Annotated in this window: 22 protein-coding genes; 11 read left to right on the top strand and 11 right to left on the bottom strand. The window is 35.2% G+C overall.

Annotated features, from left to right (window positions below; all coding sequences use genetic code 11):
- The first annotated feature begins 197 nt into the window (after positions 1-197).
- The 5 genes from FHR29_RS26660 to FHR29_RS14085 all read left to right on the top strand — a co-directional run bounded on the left by FHR29_RS26660 (position 198) and on the right by FHR29_RS14085 (position 3,925).
- A complete protein-coding gene (locus tag FHR29_RS26660) occupies positions 198-341 on the top strand; it encodes a hypothetical protein (protein ID WP_243656043.1) in 144 nt (47 codons plus the stop codon).
- A gap of 815 nt (positions 342-1,156) precedes the next feature.
- Positions 1,157-1,405, top strand: coding sequence for a hypothetical protein (locus FHR29_RS14100; protein WP_183915417.1), 249 nt, complete (start codon positions 1,157-1,159; stop codon positions 1,403-1,405).
- Complete coding sequence (locus FHR29_RS14095) at positions 1,384-1,815, top strand: hypothetical protein (protein ID WP_183915415.1); 432 nt, start codon at positions 1,384-1,386, stop codon at positions 1,813-1,815. The genes FHR29_RS14100 and FHR29_RS14095 overlap by 22 nt, the downstream gene beginning before the upstream one ends.
- A 12-nt stretch (positions 1,816-1,827) precedes the next feature.
- Positions 1,828-2,088, top strand: coding sequence for a carboxypeptidase-like regulatory domain-containing protein (locus tag FHR29_RS14090; protein WP_132843110.1), 261 nt, complete (start codon positions 1,828-1,830; stop codon positions 2,086-2,088).
- 922 nt (positions 2,089-3,010) lie between these two features.
- Positions 3,011-3,925, top strand: coding sequence for a carbohydrate kinase (locus FHR29_RS14085; protein ID WP_132843111.1), 915 nt, complete (start codon positions 3,011-3,013; stop codon positions 3,923-3,925).
- Between the two features lie 69 nt (positions 3,926-3,994).
- Here FHR29_RS14085 and FHR29_RS14080 read toward each other — a convergent pair whose 3' ends face one another.
- Positions 3,995-4,354: a VOC family protein gene (locus tag FHR29_RS14080; RefSeq protein WP_183915413.1), complete on the bottom strand. Its 360-nt coding sequence runs from the start codon at positions 4,352-4,354 to the stop codon at positions 3,995-3,997.
- A 400-nt stretch (positions 4,355-4,754) separates the two neighbouring features.
- Here FHR29_RS14080 and FHR29_RS14075 point away from each other — a divergent pair, with 400 nt between their 5' ends.
- Positions 4,755-5,546 carry a hypothetical protein gene (locus tag FHR29_RS14075; protein ID WP_132843113.1) on the top strand — a complete coding sequence of 264 codons (792 nt, stop codon included), beginning with the start codon at positions 4,755-4,757 and terminating at the stop codon, positions 5,544-5,546.
- Between the two features lie 268 nt (positions 5,547-5,814).
- Positions 5,815-7,014: a hypothetical protein gene (locus FHR29_RS14070; protein WP_132843114.1), complete on the top strand. Its 1,200-nt coding sequence runs from the start codon at positions 5,815-5,817 to the stop codon at positions 7,012-7,014.
- Between the two features lie 9 nt (positions 7,015-7,023).
- Here FHR29_RS14070 and FHR29_RS14065 read toward each other — a convergent pair whose 3' ends face one another.
- Positions 7,024-7,806: a patatin-like phospholipase family protein gene (locus tag FHR29_RS14065; RefSeq protein ID WP_021191549.1), complete on the bottom strand. Its 783-nt coding sequence runs from the start codon at positions 7,804-7,806 to the stop codon at positions 7,024-7,026.
- 543 nt (positions 7,807-8,349) lie between these two features.
- On the opposite strand from FHR29_RS14065, the gene FHR29_RS14060 reads away from it, so the two are divergent.
- From FHR29_RS14060 to FHR29_RS14050, 3 genes are all read left to right on the top strand, one after another.
- Positions 8,350-9,231 carry a GLPGLI family protein gene (locus FHR29_RS14060; RefSeq protein WP_132843116.1) on the top strand — a complete coding sequence of 294 codons (882 nt, stop codon included), beginning with the start codon at positions 8,350-8,352 and terminating at the stop codon, positions 9,229-9,231.
- An 84-nt stretch (positions 9,232-9,315) separates the two neighbouring features.
- Positions 9,316-10,191, top strand: a complete 876-nt coding sequence (locus FHR29_RS14055) for a GLPGLI family protein (RefSeq protein ID WP_132843118.1) — start codon at positions 9,316-9,318, stop codon at positions 10,189-10,191.
- A 1-nt stretch (position 10,192) separates the two neighbouring features.
- The gene (locus FHR29_RS14050) at positions 10,193-12,865 is read left to right on the top strand and encodes a carboxypeptidase-like regulatory domain-containing protein (protein WP_132843120.1); all 2,673 of its coding nucleotides are present in this window, start codon (positions 10,193-10,195) and stop codon (positions 12,863-12,865) included.
- 20 nt (positions 12,866-12,885) lie between these two features.
- Here FHR29_RS14050 and FHR29_RS14045 read toward each other — a convergent pair whose 3' ends face one another.
- From FHR29_RS14045 to FHR29_RS14005, 9 genes are all read right to left on the bottom strand, one after another.
- On the bottom strand, positions 12,886-13,401 hold the full coding sequence (locus FHR29_RS14045) for an STM3941 family protein (RefSeq protein ID WP_183915411.1): 516 nt from the start codon (positions 13,399-13,401) through the stop codon (positions 12,886-12,888).
- Positions 13,402-13,434: 33 nt separating this feature from the next.
- Positions 13,435-14,142 (bottom strand): LytTR family DNA-binding domain-containing protein, encoded by a 708-nt coding sequence (locus FHR29_RS14040; RefSeq protein ID WP_132843123.1) that lies wholly within the window; start codon positions 14,140-14,142, stop codon positions 13,435-13,437.
- A complete protein-coding gene (locus FHR29_RS14035) occupies positions 14,135-15,115 on the bottom strand; it encodes a sensor histidine kinase (RefSeq protein WP_221197857.1) in 981 nt (326 codons plus the stop codon). The genes FHR29_RS14040 and FHR29_RS14035 overlap by 8 nt, the downstream gene beginning before the upstream one ends.
- A gap of 347 nt (positions 15,116-15,462) precedes the next feature.
- Positions 15,463-16,200, bottom strand: coding sequence for a type II CAAX prenyl endopeptidase Rce1 family protein (locus FHR29_RS14030; protein ID WP_132843124.1), 738 nt, complete (start codon positions 16,198-16,200; stop codon positions 15,463-15,465).
- 377 nt (positions 16,201-16,577) lie between these two features.
- Positions 16,578-17,210: a DJ-1/PfpI family protein gene (locus FHR29_RS14025; RefSeq protein ID WP_132843125.1), complete on the bottom strand. Its 633-nt coding sequence runs from the start codon at positions 17,208-17,210 to the stop codon at positions 16,578-16,580.
- A 21-nt stretch (positions 17,211-17,231) separates the two neighbouring features.
- Positions 17,232-18,002: a helix-turn-helix domain-containing protein gene (locus FHR29_RS14020; RefSeq protein ID WP_311732308.1), complete on the bottom strand. Its 771-nt coding sequence runs from the start codon at positions 18,000-18,002 to the stop codon at positions 17,232-17,234.
- Positions 18,003-18,048: 46 nt separating this feature from the next.
- Positions 18,049-18,207, bottom strand: a complete 159-nt coding sequence (locus FHR29_RS14015; RefSeq protein WP_183915404.1) for a hypothetical protein — start codon at positions 18,205-18,207, stop codon at positions 18,049-18,051.
- A gap of 302 nt (positions 18,208-18,509) precedes the next feature.
- Entirely contained in the window at positions 18,510-19,751 is a 1,242-nt protein-coding gene (locus FHR29_RS14010; RefSeq protein ID WP_183915403.1) for a GTP-binding protein, read from the bottom strand.
- Positions 19,752-19,826: 75 nt separating this feature from the next.
- A complete protein-coding gene (locus FHR29_RS14005) occupies positions 19,827-20,033 on the bottom strand; it encodes a hypothetical protein (protein ID WP_132843129.1) in 207 nt (68 codons plus the stop codon).
- A 344-nt stretch (positions 20,034-20,377) separates the two neighbouring features.
- Here FHR29_RS14005 and FHR29_RS14000 point away from each other — a divergent pair, with 344 nt between their 5' ends.
- A complete protein-coding gene (locus FHR29_RS14000; RefSeq protein ID WP_132843131.1) occupies positions 20,378-21,007 on the top strand; it encodes an RNA polymerase sigma factor in 630 nt (209 codons plus the stop codon).

Raw genomic sequence — 21,007 nt, 5'->3', positions numbered from 1 at the left:
CTTTCTTTTGGAAGAGGTTCTTCTAGTGAATGTTGACATCAAACAATTGCTATTTCCGTTTATGATTTTGTGTTTGGTCTTAGTGACATCTTATTACCAAACGCATCCATTTACCTGATATCGCCAATACCCGAGCTGAATCTGGTGAAAAACGAGAAAGGAGCATTCGGTCATTTCGACATTTTGCCTTAGGGGTAGTGGCTATCTTTTTTTATGTTGGGACAGAAGTTGCTATTGGAGCTAATAGTAATCTTCATGCTTTTGAATGGGAAGAATATAGACAACGGATACTTAACGATCTCAACAAGTACTTCGGAATAGAAGAGAACTTAGAAAGATAAACAATAGTAAAAGGTAGTCGCAAAGTATTGAACATAGTAGGTAAATCTTTCGACTTGATTTTTAACGAACAGCGGATGATGATCATGAAAGCTAAAGTTGTCGTTGAAGAAAACTAAGCATTAATCTTAGAAATAATATTAAAATAGAATTTCTACCTGTGAACTCCGGATGCCCCCGAGGTATTATTGACACATTAAACGTGTCAATAATACCTCGAGATGAAAAGGGGCGGCTTTTTGCCTAAAAAATCAAAATAATAAACAAAACTATACACGATATAATCAAGTTCTGGGGATATCTCCGTAAGCTATTGAAATCTGATAGGAAAGGATTTCTGTTGAGTAGAAAGCAGGAGGAATTACCTGAATATCCTGTAACTAAAATGTAGTAAATAATAATATTGCAGAAGCAACTAACGTAATTTTTAGCAGTAAATGTACCTTCGGTGAAGGTTCGCTTATGGTTGGAGATAAGGTTATAGCCGACTCAGGACTGGATTACCATTTCTCTGGCTATTTATTGCTAAATAAGCAAAGAATAAGCAACAAAACAGCAGAGAATAAGCAAGTAAGGTGTAACGCAGGTCATATGCAGAAGCCTAGAATTATCAAAGAAACGGCCTATAAATGGCAACGATTCGGTAATCAAATACCAAACAAACGGTAATGGATTAGCAATAAATAAGCGGACAAAGACCATCGCAAAGAGATCAAGCAGAATAAATTCTGATTTTTTCTTAACCAATTTAACACCAACTTCTAAGTTTCTTCGACTGAGCTTCGAGTCGGCATCGGTATTTCATCGGCTACAGTGCATGAAAAGTCGAAGCACGGTCGAACAAAAGTCAAGTGGAAGTATAAAAAGAGGTGAAGAAAAGGAAAAAAAAGTTAGTAGAAGTTTGCTGGATGTGGCAAACAGCAAATCAACGCATTGTCCGGGAGGTACACGCTATATACCTGCTTTTAACCTGTTTCGGACCTTGTTTTATTTCCGGCTGTCGATGCACAAGGGAAAGGACGGTATAGCTACTTTGCAAGTGTTGTGCAGTTACTGGGAAACTTAGTACGAGGTTCAAAGAAGGCTAAAACAAATGCTGATCAAAACAGTCGTTTTCCGCATCATGGTCGATCTATTTGTAAGATCTCGCTCAAGAGGGTTTGGTGTGTAGCTCAAGCGTCCGTAATGCGTATGCTAAGTACTGGTAAAGCATGGATAGTGCGTAAAACGGTACCCGTTTACGCACTACTAACGCACTATCAACGCTTTATCTATGCTTCATCCATACTTAATCCCTACATTGAAAGCACTTTATTTAAAATAAGAAGTTTTAAGCGATTGATTTCATTTAGTCAGGTCTATGGCTGGTTTTGCTTTAATAACCTGTCTAATCGCTTAAAAAGCTTTTCAAATCAAATGCATGGGGGTGTAAGAGATGTTGTGAATGAGCGTTTTGGAAAGCGGTTGCTAAAATAAGGGTTTTCAGCAGTGTTGCTTTTATTGCAGTTGATGACTTTCGGATCGGTATCCACACAATTCCTGAGTAAGCAGAATTATGTGTTGCAGGGAAAGGTTATTTCTGCTGTAGATAAAAAGCCGTTACAAGCTCTATGCGGGCGTGTTGAATCGGATAATATGAAGACATCGACCAATAAAGATGGCATGTTCAGTATGACCGTATCCCAACGCAATGGTAAAGTGAAGTTGACTTCTGTCGGCTATAAAACCCAAGAGTTGAATTATAATTAAAGTATATTATTGCACATGCAACTAAACCATTTGTAAGATCAGATTGAAGAGGTGGAAGTGGTGTCTGTCGGGTGCCAAAAATACCTAAAGAAAGAATGACAGGGAAGTTGGTTCTATATTCGTACAATCTTAAGAAGAGTGAGGCGCTGAATTTACCAGGTGATATGGGGGTGTTGCTGGTAGGAAGATTGTATAGTTTTTGTTTTCAGGTATATATACTTTTTATCGGCCCTAATATGGATATTGAAATTGATAAAATATAGACTCGTAAAGTGCGGATCTATAAAAATATTCCCTTAGTAGCTTTTGTAGAAGAAATGAGCCGTTTGGAAGGGTTTACGATAAAGCGATGGGATTGTGTACCCAATTAGTTAGTCACGGTAGCCGTATATTATCAGAGCCCTAAAGAAGAGGTTTATAGTGCTATTAATAATTTTGGGGTGCTTTTGTACGAGGAGAAAGGAATATTTAGTTTTTGCCCTGAAGATCAGAAAAATAAGATCGCAATGATTGAAAGCAGAAAACATGATAAGCAGTTTTAAACAGTTTTTAGACACGGTGATTTACAGGCTTGAAATTAATGAAGTAGTCGAGAGACGAAAATGCCGAGCAACCGGTAAGGTACGGTTTAGCAGTAAAGCGGAATCGACTTTCTTTATTCATTGGCTTAAATAGAGGATTCTCAAATGGTTGGAAAAATCTGCGTGGCGGAAGCTCCGTAATAAGGGATTTGGAACGAAAAGTTCAACTCCACGATATGTATACTTCTGTGAAGGATACCACAGCACAAAAGAGCATCCATATGATTATCAAAAGAAAAATAAAATAGACAATAGGAAATATTTTGATAAATTAGTGTATACTGAGAGTACGGGGGGATTTGAATGAGTGGTAGCTCATTTTTTGGAAATAAGAAATTGGAATGATCGATAAAAAAAATAAAATAGCCTGTTTCGGCGAAGTACTGTGGGACATATTCCCTGGAGGAGATAGAAGAGCTGGGGGAGCCCCCTTTAATGTCGCTTATCACTTGTCTAAAATGGGGGTTGAGGTCAATATGATAAGCAGCGTAGGAGATGACGAATTAGGTCGTGAATTGCTGCAGAAGATCGAAGATTGGAAAATACATTCTACTGGCATACAGGTGAATAGTGCTTATCCTACGAGCACAGTTGTTGCGACTATCGATGAACATAATGATGCACATTATGATATTGTCCGGGAGGTTGCATGGGATTATATTGAAGTGAATGCTATTAATCAAGCAATGGTTAATGAATCGGATGCATTGGTTTTTGGTACACTGGCCACTCGTAATACCCAGTCTAAGAATACATTATTTGAGTTGCTTGAAAATAGTTCTTACAATGTATTTGATATCAATCTGCGAGCACCACACTATGATGTACATGTGATAAAAGATCTGTTGCATAAAACACAGTTAGCAAAATTTAATAAAGCCGAGTTACGTATGATGATTGACTTTATGGGTAAGTCCTATACGACAGAAGAGGATTGTGTAAGTTTCCTACAGGACACTTTCAGGATGAACGAAGTTATTGTATCCAAAGGAAGTAAAGGAGCACTCTATGCTGATCATCATGATTTTTATTCCATATCGACGATCCCTATTGAAGTAAAAGATACTGTTGGTAGTGGAGACTCCTTTTTGGCGGGATTTTTATCAAAAAGGTTTGAAAAAGGAAGTTCAGCAATTGAAATTATGAATCAAGCTGTTTCACTGGGAGCATTTGTTACTGCTCGAGAGGGAGCATGCCCAGATTATTCTAAGGCAGATTTTATTGCTTTTCAAAAAGAATCAGCACATAAAGATTAGAGGTTAAGCTATTATTTTCATGCAGGCCTGTGTTTATTTGGTTCATCAATACAGGCCTGCATGTTTAGTTTATTCTGACCAAACGGCCAGCTCATTGCCATCTGGATCTATAAATTGAAATCGTCTCCCACCAGGGAAGCTGAAGATTTTTTTTGTTATTATACCACCAGCTTTAATTACTTTTTCAAGAGTTGTTTCAAGAGCTTTAGAGTAAAGGATAATTAATATACTTCCCTTTACAGGAGTTCCTAAAGTAAAACCACCATCAATATATTCACCTTCAAATGCAGTGTAGTGAGGTCCATAATCGGTAAAAGTCCAACTGAAACATGCTGTATAAAAATTTTTGATCTGTTGAAGATCTTGAGATAAAAATTCAATATATTGGATCTGTTCGTGCTTGAGTTTTTGTGTAGGTGTATCTTTCATAATTTTTTGATTATAGATACAAATATAATGTACTATACTTATTTAATTCTGAAAAAACGACGATGATTGCACCTCTTCTTAAGTGATCAATAATTCTATGTAATTTACGCGATGATTTTAGAATAAAGAATATTTATAGATCAAGTTAATCTGATTAAGCTTTTATAGAAAGGGACACTTATAAGTTCATTTTAAGAATTCTTTTCGACAGTTTAATATTCTTCAAGATGTCTGTTTAGTATAACTTTTTTTTATTTTAATGGAAACGCCACGAATTGTAAGTGATGGTTTACAAATTGTAAATGCTTCGTGTTTTAGTCTTGTCGATTTTTATTTTTGGCCAATAAATTGTTATCAGTGAAATAGTAATTTGAATACTAGAAATACAACCAAAAATAAGATGGATCGAACCAATTCTAACTCAAGTCAATTTCAGAGCTCGGATAATTTGCCTGAACCGAAACCTAAATCAAATAAAAAAACTATTTTTTGGGTAGTTCTCATCATTGCCTTACTCGCGATAGTATGTTTTATTGCTTTTCAATTTGGAGTTTATAAACAGCGTCAGGAAGTTTATACAGAAGAGATCGCATATCCCGCTGATAGTGTTTTTGTAAATGGATGGGCTAGTCAAGAAGATTATGCATATTGGAAAAATGCGGTTTTTACAATACCTGAATATAACGATATTCCTGTTCCATTTCAAAGGGCTATCATAAAGATTTTTATGGACAATAAGTTCATGCAAAATGAAGATAACAATCAATATTTTTTCACAAAAATTAAAGATCGAGCACCTAAAGTAATTGCATATGGCAATTTTACTGGTCAAGGGGATAAAGAAATGGCTTTTCTACTTGAAAAACAAGATTTTGCCAGTAGTGCCATTTTCATTATAACTGATCAAGGTAATCTCCTGTACTGGAAAGAATTAAGTTCCGAGTTGCCGACCATCAAACGATTTGCAAAAGGCGCACTAATATATTTGAATGATATGAAGCTTGTTCCTGCACCAACTGATGGTATAATAAAGCAAAACAAAAACTCAAAATATGTGCTGATTTATAATCGTGAGACGAAAACCTTTGATGAACATTATCAATATACAGATGAGGATGTTAAAAATTCAAAACACGAAATGGAAGGTGATGAGGAAACAGTAGAAGAGGTCGATACCGCTGTTGTCGAATAGCCACAGTGTTTTAATGTATTTTTATAAAAAGCCATTGTTTGTAAAATGATACTTAACTATATATACTCATCAGTGCACCGAATGAATAAGGTCACAACTGAATCTAGCAATGAATTAAAATCATGTAATAAAGACTCGCAGATCGATTCGATAAAGGCTCATCATAAAGAGGGTCTATTAGATGGTAAATGAAGATGCCTCCAAAATATAGCTTCAGCATATCTTGAAATTAACACGTACTCTATTGAACTTTTATAAAAAATATACAATGAAATTACTTCACTATTATTTTATTGCTACTGTGCTATTGATATGCATTTCTCAAAGTGGAAGTGCGCAAAGCAAAAAAACGAAAAAAACAATAAAAAAGGAGATCCTTAAACCGATTAAGAAACAAATTGAACCACCGGTTGTGGTGGGAAAAATAACTGATTCTATTTTTGCAGAAGTGCCTCCTATGATTGCATCTCCGATAAAAAATAATGATCTAGAAAATGATATCGCTGACAATGCTAAAGCCGCCCGTGAGAAAAAGTCTTATGATAAACCCTTTCAATTTTGGCCATCTATAGATACGGTGATACATGAAGATTATCAGACATATTTGAAAAAGAAAAGATCGGCATTGAAAAACTATAGTACAGGTAAATTTTCGAATATGAATAAACCTATACTGAAGTCAGTAAATGAACTTTGCTACGTCTTAGAGAATAATAAAATGGACACGGTTCGTTATTATGGCGATGGATGGAACGAACGTAAAGTATATGATAGCAATGGCAATCTGACTCATCTTTATGTTATTTTTGAAGATGAGAAGACTAAGCAAGATAGTGCTTATCTCACTACAGAGTACTTTTACAGTGGAGCACAATTAAAACTAAAATTATATTTTTGGTGGGAGACAGGTCAAAAAGAAGCTGAAGAAGAACTGGAATATAATGACGAAGGGGAACTTTGGAAAGTATACTATACTTCTTTAGATAAAAACGGTGATGAAGTGATCGAGGAGGGCAGAGGCTTTCGGACGCTCTATAAGTACGAGGATCATAGACAGATTGAAGAAAATTATGAACGTGTCGAGGATGCTATGAATGAATTTGTCTTAAGTGAAACAATTTATAAAACACTTGGTAATGGCGGAGTGCTTATTGAAAGTAAAAAAGTAGAGTGGCCACAGAAAACTCCATCTATAATTACCAGTTATAAATACGATGCCAAAGGGAACAAAATTTTTTCAGGAGATCAAAACTCTTCTTACACCTATCAATATAATGAACAGGGGGATGTTGTCTCTTCCATTTACAAAACCGCAGATCCTAATTATGGTAGTACAACTACCTATTCTTATACATATGATCAGAACAAGAACTGGGTGATGAGAGAAGAGGTTGTTATTGATAAAGATCAAGAAACGACAACAGAAAAAGTGTTTTTATGGAAGCGCGAGATTTCTTATCATGATTAGAACTAGCTATTAGCCGAGTTCTTTCTGGAGATTTAAAAATTCTTTCTCAAATTTTTTCGCATAGTTATATCCGAATTCATATATCTGATTCACTCTACTTGTGTCAAATGTTTTAAACTGATTGATTTCCTCAGGCTGTATAAATATATCGCAATCGCCAGGAGCTTCAGCCTTAATGTTTGAGGTTGTAATTCGGATAATACGTTCCACAATCTGCTTGTAGTTCAGTCGTCCTTCGGAACGATTGACCGGATTCACATTGATGCCGATACTTTTATTGCATGTTGCTTTAATCTGCTCCACCGGAAAGTTATTTAATATTCCGCCATCACATAAGTAACGGTTATTTTTATAAGCTACCGGCTGAAATACCAGTGGAAAACAGCATGAAGATTTAATAGCAAAAGATAGTGAGCCTTGGTTGAAGATAAGAGACTCCGCATTGGTTAAATCTGTAACAGCAACATATAGGGGCATTTTCAAGCTTTCGAAGCTGTCGTGCGGAATATATTTTTTAATGATTTTTTCAAAAATATCTGCACTGAACAGGCCATCAGTTCTAATGGAGAAGTCGGAATAGGTGAAGAATTTTTCCTGTTTTACCAACTCCAATATCTCTAGCGGAGCGTATCCTTCAGCTATAAACGCACCGACCAAAGCTCCTGCACTCGCTCCTGAAATAGCATGAAGCTGTATGTTCAGTTCCTGAAGATATTGGAGTATGCCCAAATGGGCGATTCCTCTAAAGCCACCACCGGAAAGCGTAATTCCTATTTTGTTATTTACAATCATTTAAATTTTATTGTAAGAATTCCTAATACTAATAAAAAAAGCAACGATCCATATTCACTAACTATTGAATGTAGTCTGTTGTTAGATTTTAAGTAGGTTTTTCCAGGCTGTATTTAATTATTAAATTTCTCTTATCATTGATTTCCACATTTGCCAAGGATATCTTGACATATAAAACTAGCAAATAAAATCATACGATCAAAAAGCTGTTATCATAATGCTTGCTGTTCTACAATAAGACAAGTCTATTTTTTACTTTGCATTGATGTCTGTTATATAAGCCTACGGTTAGTCCGTGATCTTCATTGTACAACGACAAAGATGATGAGCTAAGCGCTATATATTCTATATAAATGGCTATAAAGATTATTATTAAACTGTTATAAGGAGATCACTAAATATTGATAATTATAAATGTGAAGACATGTGATTTGATTTTATTTATCAATGAATCAGTTATTTATATATTTATTTTATGATTTTCCTTAATGAGTATTTGTTAATTACGAATATTTCGTAAGTTTACAAATAAATCGTAAAATTATGAAGAAAATCTTATTAACCACATTCATTTCATTCAGCCTGCTCACTCTTCATGCACAAGAAAAGGCAATTGCTAAAATACATTACATCTTTAAGCATGTTAATGATACCACACAAAAAGACAAACATATACGTGATGAAGTTGCTACTTACCTTGGTAAACAAGCTAGTTATTACACCAGTTATTCTAGTACTAGAATGCAAGAACAGACTTCAAAAATACTATCAGCTCCAGATTTTGATGGTAATTTAGTGATTTCCAGATCGACTAGTGGTATCAAGGAATCTTATCTTTTAGAACCTTCGAAGTCCAAGATGGTAGAAGTAAAACGTGTTGCATCTGATGAGTTTTTATTAGAGACTACTTATCCTAAGCAGGATTGGGATATAGAAGATGAAACCAAAGTAATTGGTGGATATACTTGTCAAAAAGCAACTACAACTTTTGCTGGTCGTCATTACACCGCTTGGTTTACAACAGATATTCCTTTTTCTTTTGGACCTTGGAAATTGCATGGCTTACCAGGACTGATCTTGGCGGTAAGGGATGACAAGAGTGAGGTGGAATTTGAATATTCTGGCTTTGATAAATTAACTGATGATGTACAAGTGAAAATTGGAACTCCTGCAAATGCAATTTTGTCTAAAAAAGATGAAGTAGAGAAATTAGAGCAGGCTTTTAAGGCAAATCCCAGTGCCTATATGCAAACCAGATCTAGCCGCAGATCTACAGGCGCTGGTGTTTTTGTTAGCATTAGTGGCGCGAGTTCATCAGCTCCAGCTATGGATGCTTCAAAAATTAAATCGATGACTATTAAGAATGATGATGATTATAAGCCCTCTTCTGTGATCAATAATCCACTCGAGTTAAAATCGTATTAAAAACCCTAAAATTATTCGAATCGGAATATAATACTTTGGCTTCGTTACGCCTTATTCTTAATTCAACTGCTTTAGACCAAAAAAATGAAAAGAAATCTATTCATCGTATTGATGTTATTAACTGGGATCACTGTTAAGGCTCAAGAAAAGGCAATTGCGAAAGTTCACTACCTCTTTAAACACGTTAATGATACAACACAACGAGATAAATATCGGAGAGATGAAGTCGTAACTTATTTAAGTCCCCAAACAAGCTATTACACAAGTTATTCATCTACTAGAACACAAGAACAATCTGCGCAACAGATGGATGCTCTAAATTTTGATGGTCATGTTATTGTTTCGAAATCCACTAGCGGAATAAGAGAATCTTATCTTTTAGAATCCTCTAAATCCAATATGATTGAAGTGAAACGTGTAGCATCCGATGAGTTCTTGTTGGATGCAGTATATCCTAAACAAGACTGGGATATTCATGATGATACTAAAGTAATAGGCGGATATACTTGTCAAAAAGCGACAACGACTTTTGGCGGTCGACATTACACAACTTGGTTTACAACAGATCTTCCTTTTTCTTTTGGACCATGGAAATTACACGGCTTACCAGGATTAATTTTGGAAGCCAGGGATGATAAAAGTGAAGTTGAGTTCGAGTATTCTGGTTTTGATAAACTTGCTGATAGTGTTCAGATTACGATTGGTGCTCCGGTTGATGTTATTTTATCAGCACCTGAAGAGGTAGAAAAATTGTACAAGGCTTTTAAAACCAATCCAAAGGCGTATATGCAAACAAAATCGGGTGGTTCTTCCTCTGTAAAAAAGAGTGGAGTTTTTGTAACGAGCGACGTGCCATTTTCAACTATCGACCCTAATAAAATTAAATCGATATCTATTAAAAATGATGATAATTATAAACCTTCTTCGGTCACTAATAATCCTTTAGAATTAAAACCATAATATGTTATTAAGATCTCTTACTGTAATATGCTATATACTTTGTAGTGCATGGGTTTTTGGGCAGCAGGTTGCCATTGAAGGGGTATTAGTAGATAAGGCGTCGGGAAAACCGTTAAATTATATCCATGTGGTACTGAAGTCAAGTAACCATAAATTGTTAACCTTTAAAGAAACAAATGAGAATGGGGCTTTTTCTTTAACTACATTGAAAGGTGTGGATGGAGCATATCTCGAGATCAACCACTTAGGGTATCATAAAAAAATAATTCCATTGACAGATCTTCGTACTAAAAAAACGATTGAACTTGAACAGAAAGCTGTTTTATTGGATGATGTTGAAGTCAAAAGTAGACCGAAGATCCGTCGAATCGGGGATACATTATCTTATGATGTTTCGACGTTTGCAAAGGATGAGGATCGTAGCATTGGTGAGGTTTTAAAACGCATGCCGGGTATTGAAGTTGGAGAAAACGGTGCTATCAAGTACCAAGGTAAATCTATTTCTAAGTTTTATATCGATGGAGACGATCTGCTGGATGATCGCTACTCTATCGGCACGAAAACTATTCCACATAAGATGGTAAAGGATATACAGGTACTGACCAACCACGAACATATGAAAGTGTTGAAAAATAAGCGTTTTACAGATAATGTGGCGATAAATCTGGTTATTAAAGACGATGCTAAGCTCAAGTTAACCGGTCAGGCTAAACTGGGAGCGGGAATGCCCAAGCAATATGATGCAGAAGTCAATACGATCTTGTTCAATAAAAAATATAAGGTATTGAATGTGCTGCAGGGAAATAATATAGGTAATGACTTGACTGGTGATTTTACTGGATTTAATCAAAGTTCCGTGTTTGCACAAATGGGGTATTCACCTATAAATAATTTGCTTGCTGTAGGGACTGTTGGTGGTCCTCCTGTAGCAAAATCAAATTATTTTATGAATAATACAGTGGCTTTAAATGCAAATAATCTATTGAATATAAAAAATGGTTTGCAACTGAAGTCGAATGTACAGCTCTTGTATGATAAGAATAATACCACTTTTCAAGGAAAAACAAGCTATTTTTCGGAAGAAGGAGATTTTGTATTTGATGAAAACCAATATACAGAAACAGCGGAATGGCTAGCAGCATTTCGGTTGTCATTGAACAAGAACATGGAAAAGCGTTATATCAATAATACGTTCTCGTTCGAATATGAAAAAGAAGATCGGCGCGCCACAATAGGGAGTAATGGAAATACTATTTTCGGGAATTTGAACCATAAAATTAGAGGCTTTTCTAATCAATTGGAATGGGTTCCTCAACTTAAAAATGGAGATATTGTGCAGATCAATTGGTATATGAATTACGCCAATAAACCACAGACCTTAGCTTTTTCTCCTGGTCTTTTTCCGGATATCTTTGCTTCAGGAATATCATATGAACAAACACTGCAACATGTTGAAGTTCCCACAATTTTTACGAATGGTAGTATCGGATATAGGCTTCCCAAAGGAAAGATCAAACAATACTATACGCTGGGGGCAATGATGGAAGACCAAAAACTCAAATCGGGTATTGATCTCAATAAAGAAGGAATTGTAAAGGCTACAGATGTTGATTCTACGGAGAATAATATGCACTGGAATCGTTCATCGTTTTCTGTCAATGCAGACTATGAATGGAGTATTAATAGACTAGCCACAAAGTTGAGTTTGCCTTTATCATGGCAACACACCAGTTATATTGATGACGGTTTTAGTATCGATAATAGCCAGAATAATCTTTTATTTAATCCTTCATTTTCAGCTCGTTTGCAAGTACACCAAGAGGATGAACTTAGTTTTTCTTATCAGAGAGGCAATACTTTTGGAACTATCGAAAATGTGTATCGAGGTTTACTGATTAGAAATTACCGGACTTTATCGACTAATAGTGGTGGGATCAATGAAAATAGGAGCAATAATTTTGGATTAAACTATAAGTTAGGTAAAACAATAAAACTGCTATTTTTTAATTTTGGATTGGGCTACAACCAATCCATATCAAGTACAATGCTTTCTAATGTAATCAATGAGGAGTCGACTCAAACACAGCTGATCGCCCAAGAAAATGAAGTGAAGTCCTATAGTGCTTCTGCTGGGATTGATAAATACATTTTTGCTTTATCGAGTACGGTGAAAATTGCTGCATCGTGGTCTTTGTCGGACTATAATCAGTTATTTAATGAGGAGATACTTCCATTTCAGAATACAAGTTATACGTTGAGGCCAAATATGGAATTTAAAATATGGAAGCAGTTGAACCTTTCTTATACTGGACAATTATCTTGGGTAAGTACGAAACAAAAGGGTGGATCTGATGAATTAAATAGAAATACATTTAATGCTTCACATCAAATGAGTTTACCGGTAAATCTATTTTCAAGCGTTCATTTGCGTTTAAGTGCTAGAAATACGTATTCCCATCAACCGGGATTGAAAGATTTTAATTATGTTTTCTTTGATACATTTTTACGCTATCGTCACAAGAAGTTGAAAACGGATTTTGAACTAAATTTGACGAATTTGGCAAATGTGAAGAAATTTGAAACCTATTACATATCGGCGAATATGCAGACTCATAATCAGTATGAACTACGAGGCAGGATGGCTGTTTTAAAAGTGGTGTTTAATTTTAAATAATAGTTGATCTAAAGGAAGTTTTACCCTTGACGGTTATTTTTACCCAACCTCGACCGCAGTAAGGTTAAAAGCTGTTGTTCTGAGATCGCTAAGACATCAACATCGATCCAAAGTAAATCTGGTTTTGACCTAAAAAGGCGACCTATTGTATTTAAAGCAGTTAAGTATGTCGTACGTTTAACTTGGTCATATTTTTTTTCGTTCCTAACTTTGATAAAGATTTGATTTTGGGTACGAAAAAAGCCAGATTCAAAACTTTGAATTTCTTCCCAAGGAATAAAAATGGATGTATCAGCGGTGTTATTTAATATACCTTGTTCCTCAATGCTTAATCCTGGTCGGCCATTTTTATGATCGATCCAGAATTTTATCTTGTGAAAATATAAAATATGTAAAGTTATGCATATTAAAAATATTAGTATGGGGGCATAGCTATTGGACGAGGTATAAAAGATGAAAAGTAATAGTACAATAAATGCAATACAAAGGAAAATGCCTGTCATAATATTGCTCTTCTTAAATTGTATATCTACCATAAGGACCTCTTTTAAATATTAAAATTATCTTTTTTATTTGATGCCCAATAAGGTGAAAAACTCCTCCTTTTTGTTTACAGCGATCGCTATTGATTTGCCATTGGTTAATTCGATCATATTTCCGGTAACTGTTTTTACAGCTTCTATGTTGAGGATAAACGACCGCTGAATACGAAAAAATAGTTGCTTATCAAGGATTTCTTCCATGGATTTGAGCGTAGCTTGTGTGGTATATGTTTTTTCGTAAACAACGATTTTTAGATAATCTCCCTGGGATTCAATATACAGGATTTCGTGTAATAATATTTTCACTAATCTTCCTTCTGATTTTATAAATATACGATCAGGTCTTGCTTCTTGTATCTTTGGAGTTTTACCGGCCAATACACTTTCTTTGGCTCTATTTACTGCTTTTAAAAAGCGATCGAATCGAACGGGCTTAACTAAGTAATCTGTTACCCCAGCATCAAAACTATCCAATGCGAAATCACGATGTGCGGTAATAAAAATAATAACAGGTGGATTGACCAAGGCATTTACCAACTCCATACCATTAATTTTCGGCATTTGGATATCGCTAAACATGATGTCAACAGCATTACTTTGTAAATACAGCAATGCTTCGACAGGATCTCCAAAAGAGCCGACAAGCGTAAGGAAGGGTATTTCTTTTACAAATGATTCTATAATTTCTCTACCAAGTGGTTCATCATCGGTGACGATACAGGTGAATTTATCCATGAGTTGCTAAATCTATTTTTAAGTTGACGATAAATTTATTTTGTAAATGCTCCATTTTGAGTTCGTGTTTATTGGGATATAACAATTGAAGTCTCTTTTGTAAATTAGATAGACCGATACCACCAAAGTTTTTTGTCGGGACAAAGTCTTCAACATCATTCTCAAGATGAAAGTAAAAATGATGATCCTTAACTTTTATCGTCAAATATATAAGCTGTTCTTTATTATTTTTGAGACCGTACTTAAAAGCATTTTCAATACATGTAAATGTTAAGAGAGGAGCGATGTATAAACCTAATAATGCACTTTCTTCAGGAAGATCAAATTGGATCTTTTTATCTACCGGGTATCGCATTTTTTCGAGTTCACCATAGTTTTTTATAAATTCCAATTCTTTCTGCAAGGATACTTTTTCCGTGTTAGACTCATAAAGTGTATAACTCATAATGTCCGAAAGACTTACAATCACCTCTGGCGTAGCGGGATCTTTCTTAATTGCAAGACCATAGAGATTATTTAAAGTATTGAATAGAAAATGTGGATTAAGCTGTGCTTTTAAAAAATTCTTTTCAATATTGATATTCTCAATTTCTAATGAAGCTTTTTCGTTTTGAATTTTTAAGGTTTTACTGTATAATTTTGAAATTTCAAATAGAATTTTGACAAAAAAGAAAGGCGATAGAATTGAAATGACAATGAATGCTTGTGAAATCATGCGTTTTACAGATACGGCTTGTATGAACGACTGATCGGCACTCATCTTAATAGCATTCTTTAGTTCTCCATTTTCTATTTCAAAGCCCAGCGCATGGTAGATTAGGGAGAAAAAATAGGTAGTAGCAATCCAGATAAATAACAATATCGGCAAACTAATGACTAGAAGTAAAATGATCTTATTCTTGCTACCGGATAAAATCTTGGGAAGTAACACATAAAAGAACAGATAGAAAACGAGCATATTAACGCTTGTCATCCTAATGGTTAGGATGGTAGCATTAAAAAAAGAGAGTTTATATGCAAGTATGTAGCTCAACAGCAATAAGATCGAAAAAGTGAACCACATGCAGACATGAAGTAAAATTCGACTGGTTTTGCTGTATAAACTATCAAAATCAAATTCAGCTATTTTACTTGTTAAATAACTAGATAAAATTCTCGTATCCTGCGACATGATGTTTGTTTAAATGATCAACCAAATATAGTTTTTTGAACGAGTTATAGGATTACTTTTCATATAAAAAGAGAATTGCTTATGGTGTTTACGATCGCTTATTAGCAGATTCATGATTCACCTATTGCCCTATTTCAGCATATGTTCCACTATAATATTCGTATCAGTGCATTCAATACATTGACCATATTGTGGCCTATTATGGGATAAATCAGATTACCTGTAAATTTCCTTAGCAAGCCAAGACTTAACGAAGATATCAGCGTGAGGTAGATGATGGTTATGATATCAAATTTGAGTTGATGATCTTCCGTTAACACAAGGCCATGTGCAACACTGAATAGCAGGGTCACGATAATAAATCCCCAGCCAAATGAGATGCCTTTGATATTCCATTGGGGAGTAAAAGCTTGATCAAGAAGCCAAAAGCAAATGCCTCTAAAAACTAATTCTTCGGTTAAGCCTGGCATTGTAGCCTGGAAAGCGAATGTCTCAAGATCAAAATGACCTCCTTTAGGGAATAAGATAAATTTGAAAATCAAATCAAAAAGTAAGAATCCAAGGAATATGGATATACCGAATTTCACCTGTTTCTTTGCATTACTTTTCAAGGTGAATCCGATCTGCTCACGATGGGTTTTGCTTACCGAGAAAATGATGGTCAGCGATAAGAATAAACTCAATATTTTACCGATCCATGAAAATTTAAGGCCGATCGAATCAAGGCTAAAATATTGTCTGCTAAAATGTTGGATATAACAATCCGCTAAAAAATAGACGATAAAAAGGATTAAAAATTTTGTATTTACTTTTTTCGTTTTGGCAAAAGCAATAGCCATTAACGGTAGCATCAAAGAGATCCAAATAAGCGGTGTGAATAGTGACATATCTTTTAATTTTTCTTAAAAATATGTGAATGCAGCATTCGATGAAATTTCTACCGATGAAAAGGTGGAATCAGCCGATGGAAGGTGTTTTTTGATCGATAAAGGAATTGCATACAACGCTGATCAATGGTTTAAAGCACGATCAAAAAAGTTAGTAATGGGTAAAATCACTTCATGTCGCATGAAGTGATTTTTAAAATAACCTAACTAGCTCTTCAAAAACTGAAAGTAAAATCCAAAGGGTATGCGTTTAAATGGATTGATCGATCCTTTAATTGCTGTCATTTTACTTGATGTAAGAAAGAATGGATAGGTGAAGTGATCATGTAAAGACTGTTTTTCAATCTTATACGATACGATTATCCAGGTAGGTGAGCTTAATGAATTTGCAATTCTGCTTTATACTCAAAAATTTCAATAATCTGTTGAGCCACATCCTGACCAAGGATATCTGTCACCATATATAAGGCTGCATCTATACCTGCTGTGATGCCTGCAGTAGTTAATAAGTCACCCTGATCAATATATCGAGGCCCTGTTACAACTTGACTGTCCGGATTTAGTTCTTGTAACAGATCTGTCATCATAAAATGACTGGTAATAGATTTTCCATCTAAAAGCTTAGTATTCGAAAGTAATAGCGCACCTGTACAAATACTGGCAATTACAGTATCACGTTGTGCCTGAGCTGTAATCCATGCTGTGAATCGGGATTCAAAATGCTCGTCTTTAAATAATTTGATAACTGTTTCAGGAAATGCTCCAGGTACGATAATCAGATCTGCTTGTGGACAATTATCAATTGTATATTTAGGAATAATTTGCATGGTATTGGATTCTGCAAATATAGGCGTAGTATCCAAGGCAACAGTATAACAATTAAAGCTGTTTGGTATTATTATATTTGCTTTTACAAATACATCTAAAGGTCCGTTTAGATCTAATACTTCTACTTGGTCAAAAACAAAAAATGCAATGTTTTTGATGGTTTTATCTTTGTTGATCTCCATTTTTGAAAAGGTATTTATGAATTAATGTTGAAATGTTTTTCGATACTGTATTGCACTAATTTTATAGTATTTATAAAACAGCTTGTTTAAGGAGCTGACCTGATCATAGCCGCATTGAACACTGATAATCGTTAAGGTGTCAGCAGTGTAAGCAAGTAGTTGTTTTGCTTTTTCTAAACGTATTTTTTCGATAAATTGTCCAGGCGGAAAAGAAGTTTCTTTTTTAAAAACCCGTGAAAAATTACGGGGACTCATGTTTACTGCGGATGCTAATTGTTCAAGATTTAATGTTTCTTCAATACGTGCATTAGCATAGTGATAAACTTTTTGAACAAGTTCACTCATATTTTCAACAGCAGGTAATTCTTCAGAAAAAAGTGATTGATCCGAGAGTCGATGTACTCCAAATACCAGATGTTTGGCCACCTGTATGGTTATGTCCCGCCCCACATCTTCTTCAACTAAATGTAATGCCAAGTTGATTCCAGAAGTGATCCCGCCAGAGCTATAGATATTGCCATCCTTTAAAAAAATAGATCGGGCGTCAACATGAATTTCAGGATACATACTTTTAAGCAGGCCTGCATATTTCCAGTGTGTGGTCACTGTTTTATTTTTCAGCAGACCGCTTTTGGCCATTAGAAATGTGCCGACGCAGATCGAAGCTAGGCGATTTACCTGCGGATATATTTGCTTGAGCCATGTATAGACCGTTTCATCAAGATTTTCAAATAAATTGGGGTGCGTGCCCGCAATGATCAAGGTATCTATAGGTGTTGTTATATTGAAAATACTTGCGTCGCATTGGAGCTTGATACCTGAATTTGATGTGACAGTTTCAGATTTTAATGCCGACAGGTAATGAAGCTGATAGGGTGCGCCATAACCTACTTTTTTTTAAAATCTCATTGGCCGTATGAAAGACATCAGTAGGTCCTGCTACATCCAATAATTGTACATCTGGTAATATCAAAATGGCAATATTTTTCTTATCCATGTCTCAACGTAATTTGCATATTGATTAGGACAAAGGTACTCGATCGTAACAGGATCATCAATGACAATATGCTGTGTTATCATGCCATTTTTTTGATAATTTATTTAAAGCATCTGGATATACTTGAATGGTTACTTCATTATTTTGATCCGCTCAGGATGTAAATTTTTTAAAATAAAACCTGTTATCAGGTCAATTTTGATGAAAGGAGTATCTGCATCTTGAAGTCTGATGATAATAAAATAGCATGGTAGCATAAGTATGCACCATGCTATTTTATTCTTTCACTGATCTTCTCCACTTTATATATTTGTTGGAAAAGGATCTTCGAATAGGATGTTTTTATCAAACAGATAAAACTCATCTTCTTGGAGTAAGCATTTTTCCAGATCCAGCATTACTTTTTTTTCGTTTATGTCTTGTCCGATAAAGACAAGTTCATTTATCCTGTCGCCCCATTGTTTACTCCAGCGACTTTCAATATAGTCTTTGTTGGCCACATAACTTTCAAACTGTATGCGTTCAAAGTAAGACATGCTGCTCCACCACACGCCAGCTGTTTCTAGGCGTGAAGATCCGCCTGCCTGAGAAAAATTTAAAGCTTCATCCCGACGAGAAGCTAGCCAAAAAAGACCTTTGGCACGTATAATACCTGCGGGATAGTTATGGTTTAAGTAATGCCAAAACCGTTCAGGATGAAAAGGTCTTTGATTTCTGAATACGAACGAACTAATCCCGTATTCTTCAGTTTCAGGAACATGATGCTCCGACTCCAACTCCTTTTGCCATCCCGCCGAAGTCTGGGCTTCATCAAAATCAAACAGGTTGGTGTTTAATATTGCTTTTGGACTTACCTTTCCAAAAACAGAACTGATAATATTTGCTCCTGGATTTAATTTGTGTATCGCAGCCTTTAAAATACCAACTGTTCCAGCATCCACCAAATCTGTTTTATTCAGGATGATGACATTGGCAAATTCGATCTGATCGGTAAGCAGGTTGACAATGGTTCGGTCGTCCCCCTCCATATCCGTTAGATTTCGGTCCTGTAGCAGTTCATTTGTTCCAAAGTCCTTGAAAAAATTAAAGCAGTCCACGACGGTAACCATGGTGTCGATGTAGCTGAAACGAGACAAGTCTATACCATGTTCTTCATCAACATAGGAAAAAGTCTGCGCTACCGGAATAGGTTCACTGATACCCGTACTTTCAATCAATAAATAATCAAATCGTCCTTCATTCGCAAGTTTTTCAACCGCAACCATGAGATCTTCACGGAGCGTACAGCAAATGCAACCGTTGCTCATTTCTACTAATTTTTCTTCTGTACGCGATAGCGTGTTTTGATTTTCAACCAATCGTGCATCGACATTCACTTCGCTCATATCGTTGACGATAACTGCAACTTTTAAGCCCTCTTTGTTCTGCAAAATATGGTTAAGTAAGGTTGTTTTTCCAGCACCAAGGAAACCGCTTAATACGGTGACCGGAAGTTTCTTGCCGATGCTTACATCAGGATTTAATAAGGATGTTTCTGTCTGCATGTAGTTAATTCTTTAGCGTTTTAGATGAGCATTATGAGTAGAAGTATTCAATTGTATAGCCTTGTTAATTTTAACTTAAATCGAGCCTTCAACTATTTTTGTAAACCAGCCAATGATATTTTGATAATGTTGAAAACCATACAAGCGGATGAATTTTTTCGTTTCGGGTTTATCTAGATCATGATAAACAGCAAGTCTCCTGGTTGCAAATTCTTTGGTAAGACTGACCTTGCAATCATTTACCAAACAGGTTTTCCATTGTTCAAATGTTTGAGGTATCATATATAATCTGTTTTCTGAATTGTTATACAGAAACAAATGTAGGAAATAATTATATCAAATGCAATTAAGTTGCATTTGATATAATTATAAAAAGTGAAGAAATAAATCTGGTACAAACCCAATATTATTAAAAAAATGCATGTTGATTCAAATGATCTATTGTTTTAAGTAAGGGGGGCAAATATTGTCGATGGGGCGATACAGGCAAGGTATGTGATGTTTGTTGCTTGCTTGTTTTTATGCTGCTCTTAGAGATGACATGATTTGGTTATTTATAATTAATGCTCTGTTAATATGCGTTCTATTTCTTTGTAAGGAATAGTTAACCGTATTATTTTGAATTTATGCCTCTTATAAAACGCCACGACCTGAAAGAACACTGGAATAAATTTGTTATCGAAGAATGTGAAGAAGCGTTTTATCAGATTTACGAATACTATCACCATTACCTAAGCTATGTCGGCACCAAACGTGGTTTTGCTATTGATATTATTCAAGATGCCATTAACGATGTCTTTCTTTATTTATGGGAAAATAGGATAAAAAGCAGTGCGATACAGAATCAGCATAATTACATTATTACCATATTTTTGCGCCAGCTATTCCGTGGTGACGCAAAAAAATACGAAATGATACCTACCATGGCTACTTTATTAGAAAACTGTGAGGTACCTTCTGTTGAAGATGGATTTATACAGCGTTATACGGAAGATGAGGTCGGTCGCTTTGTAAAAGAAAAAGTAGATGAGCTTGGCGAGAAGCAACGCTTGTTGATTTATCAGAAATTTTACCTTGGATTATCCTATCATGAGATCGCTGTTGCAAATGGTATTTCGATCAATACGGTCTACAACACCATCTATAAATCTGTTGATAAATTACGAAATCTGTTGACTGAAGAACAAGAAACTTTCCTTAAAATAGCCATTGGCGCCCTTTCAACATTTTTTTTATTTTTTTTAGGAAATCAGTAG

The organism is Sphingobacterium sp. JUb56 (assembly GCF_014191365.1).
GTDB lineage: Bacteria > Bacteroidota > Bacteroidia > Sphingobacteriales > Sphingobacteriaceae > Sphingobacterium > Sphingobacterium anhuiense.
This window is presented reverse-complemented; position numbering and strand designations above follow the sequence as displayed.

Bases quoted from the DNA above. Each gene is read 5' to 3' on its own strand.
- FHR29_RS14085 (WP_132843111.1), top strand. From the start codon at position 3,011: ATGATCGATAAAAAAAATAAAATAGCCTGTTTCGGCGAAGTACTGTGG.
- FHR29_RS14045 (WP_183915411.1), bottom strand. From the start codon at position 13,401: ATGGTAGATATACAATTTAAGAAGAGCAATATTATGACAGGCATTTTC.
- FHR29_RS14065 (WP_021191549.1), bottom strand. From the start codon at position 7,806: ATGATTGTAAATAACAAAATAGGAATTACGCTTTCCGGTGGTGGCTTT.
- FHR29_RS14015 (WP_183915404.1), bottom strand. From the start codon at position 18,207: ATGGATAAGAAAAATATTGCCATTTTGATATTACCAGATGTACAATTA.
- FHR29_RS14050 (WP_132843120.1), top strand. From the start codon at position 10,193: ATGTTATTAAGATCTCTTACTGTAATATGCTATATACTTTGTAGTGCA.
- FHR29_RS14010 (WP_183915403.1), bottom strand. From the start codon at position 19,751: ATGCAGACAGAAACATCCTTATTAAATCCTGATGTAAGCATCGGCAAG.
- FHR29_RS14080 (WP_183915413.1), bottom strand. From the start codon at position 4,354: ATGAAAGATACACCTACACAAAAACTCAAGCACGAACAGATCCAATAT.
- FHR29_RS14025 (WP_132843125.1), bottom strand. From the start codon at position 17,210: ATGGAGATCAACAAAGATAAAACCATCAAAAACATTGCATTTTTTGTT.
- FHR29_RS14040 (WP_132843123.1), bottom strand. From the start codon at position 14,142: ATGGATAAATTCACCTGTATCGTCACCGATGATGAACCACTTGGTAGA.
- FHR29_RS14070 (WP_132843114.1), top strand. From the start codon at position 5,815: ATGAAATTACTTCACTATTATTTTATTGCTACTGTGCTATTGATATGC.
- FHR29_RS14075 (WP_132843113.1), top strand. From the start codon at position 4,755: ATGGATCGAACCAATTCTAACTCAAGTCAATTTCAGAGCTCGGATAAT.
- FHR29_RS14100 (WP_183915417.1), top strand. From the start codon at position 1,157: ATGAAAAGTCGAAGCACGGTCGAACAAAAGTCAAGTGGAAGTATAAAA.
- FHR29_RS14030 (WP_132843124.1), bottom strand. From the start codon at position 16,200: ATGTCACTATTCACACCGCTTATTTGGATCTCTTTGATGCTACCGTTA.
- FHR29_RS14005 (WP_132843129.1), bottom strand. From the start codon at position 20,033: ATGATACCTCAAACATTTGAACAATGGAAAACCTGTTTGGTAAATGAT.
- FHR29_RS14055 (WP_132843118.1), top strand. From the start codon at position 9,316: ATGAAAAGAAATCTATTCATCGTATTGATGTTATTAACTGGGATCACT.
- FHR29_RS14060 (WP_132843116.1), top strand. From the start codon at position 8,350: ATGAAGAAAATCTTATTAACCACATTCATTTCATTCAGCCTGCTCACT.
- FHR29_RS14035 (WP_221197857.1), bottom strand. From the start codon at position 15,115: ATGACAAGCGTTAATATGCTCGTTTTCTATCTGTTCTTTTATGTGTTA.
- FHR29_RS14000 (WP_132843131.1), top strand. From the start codon at position 20,378: ATGCCTCTTATAAAACGCCACGACCTGAAAGAACACTGGAATAAATTT.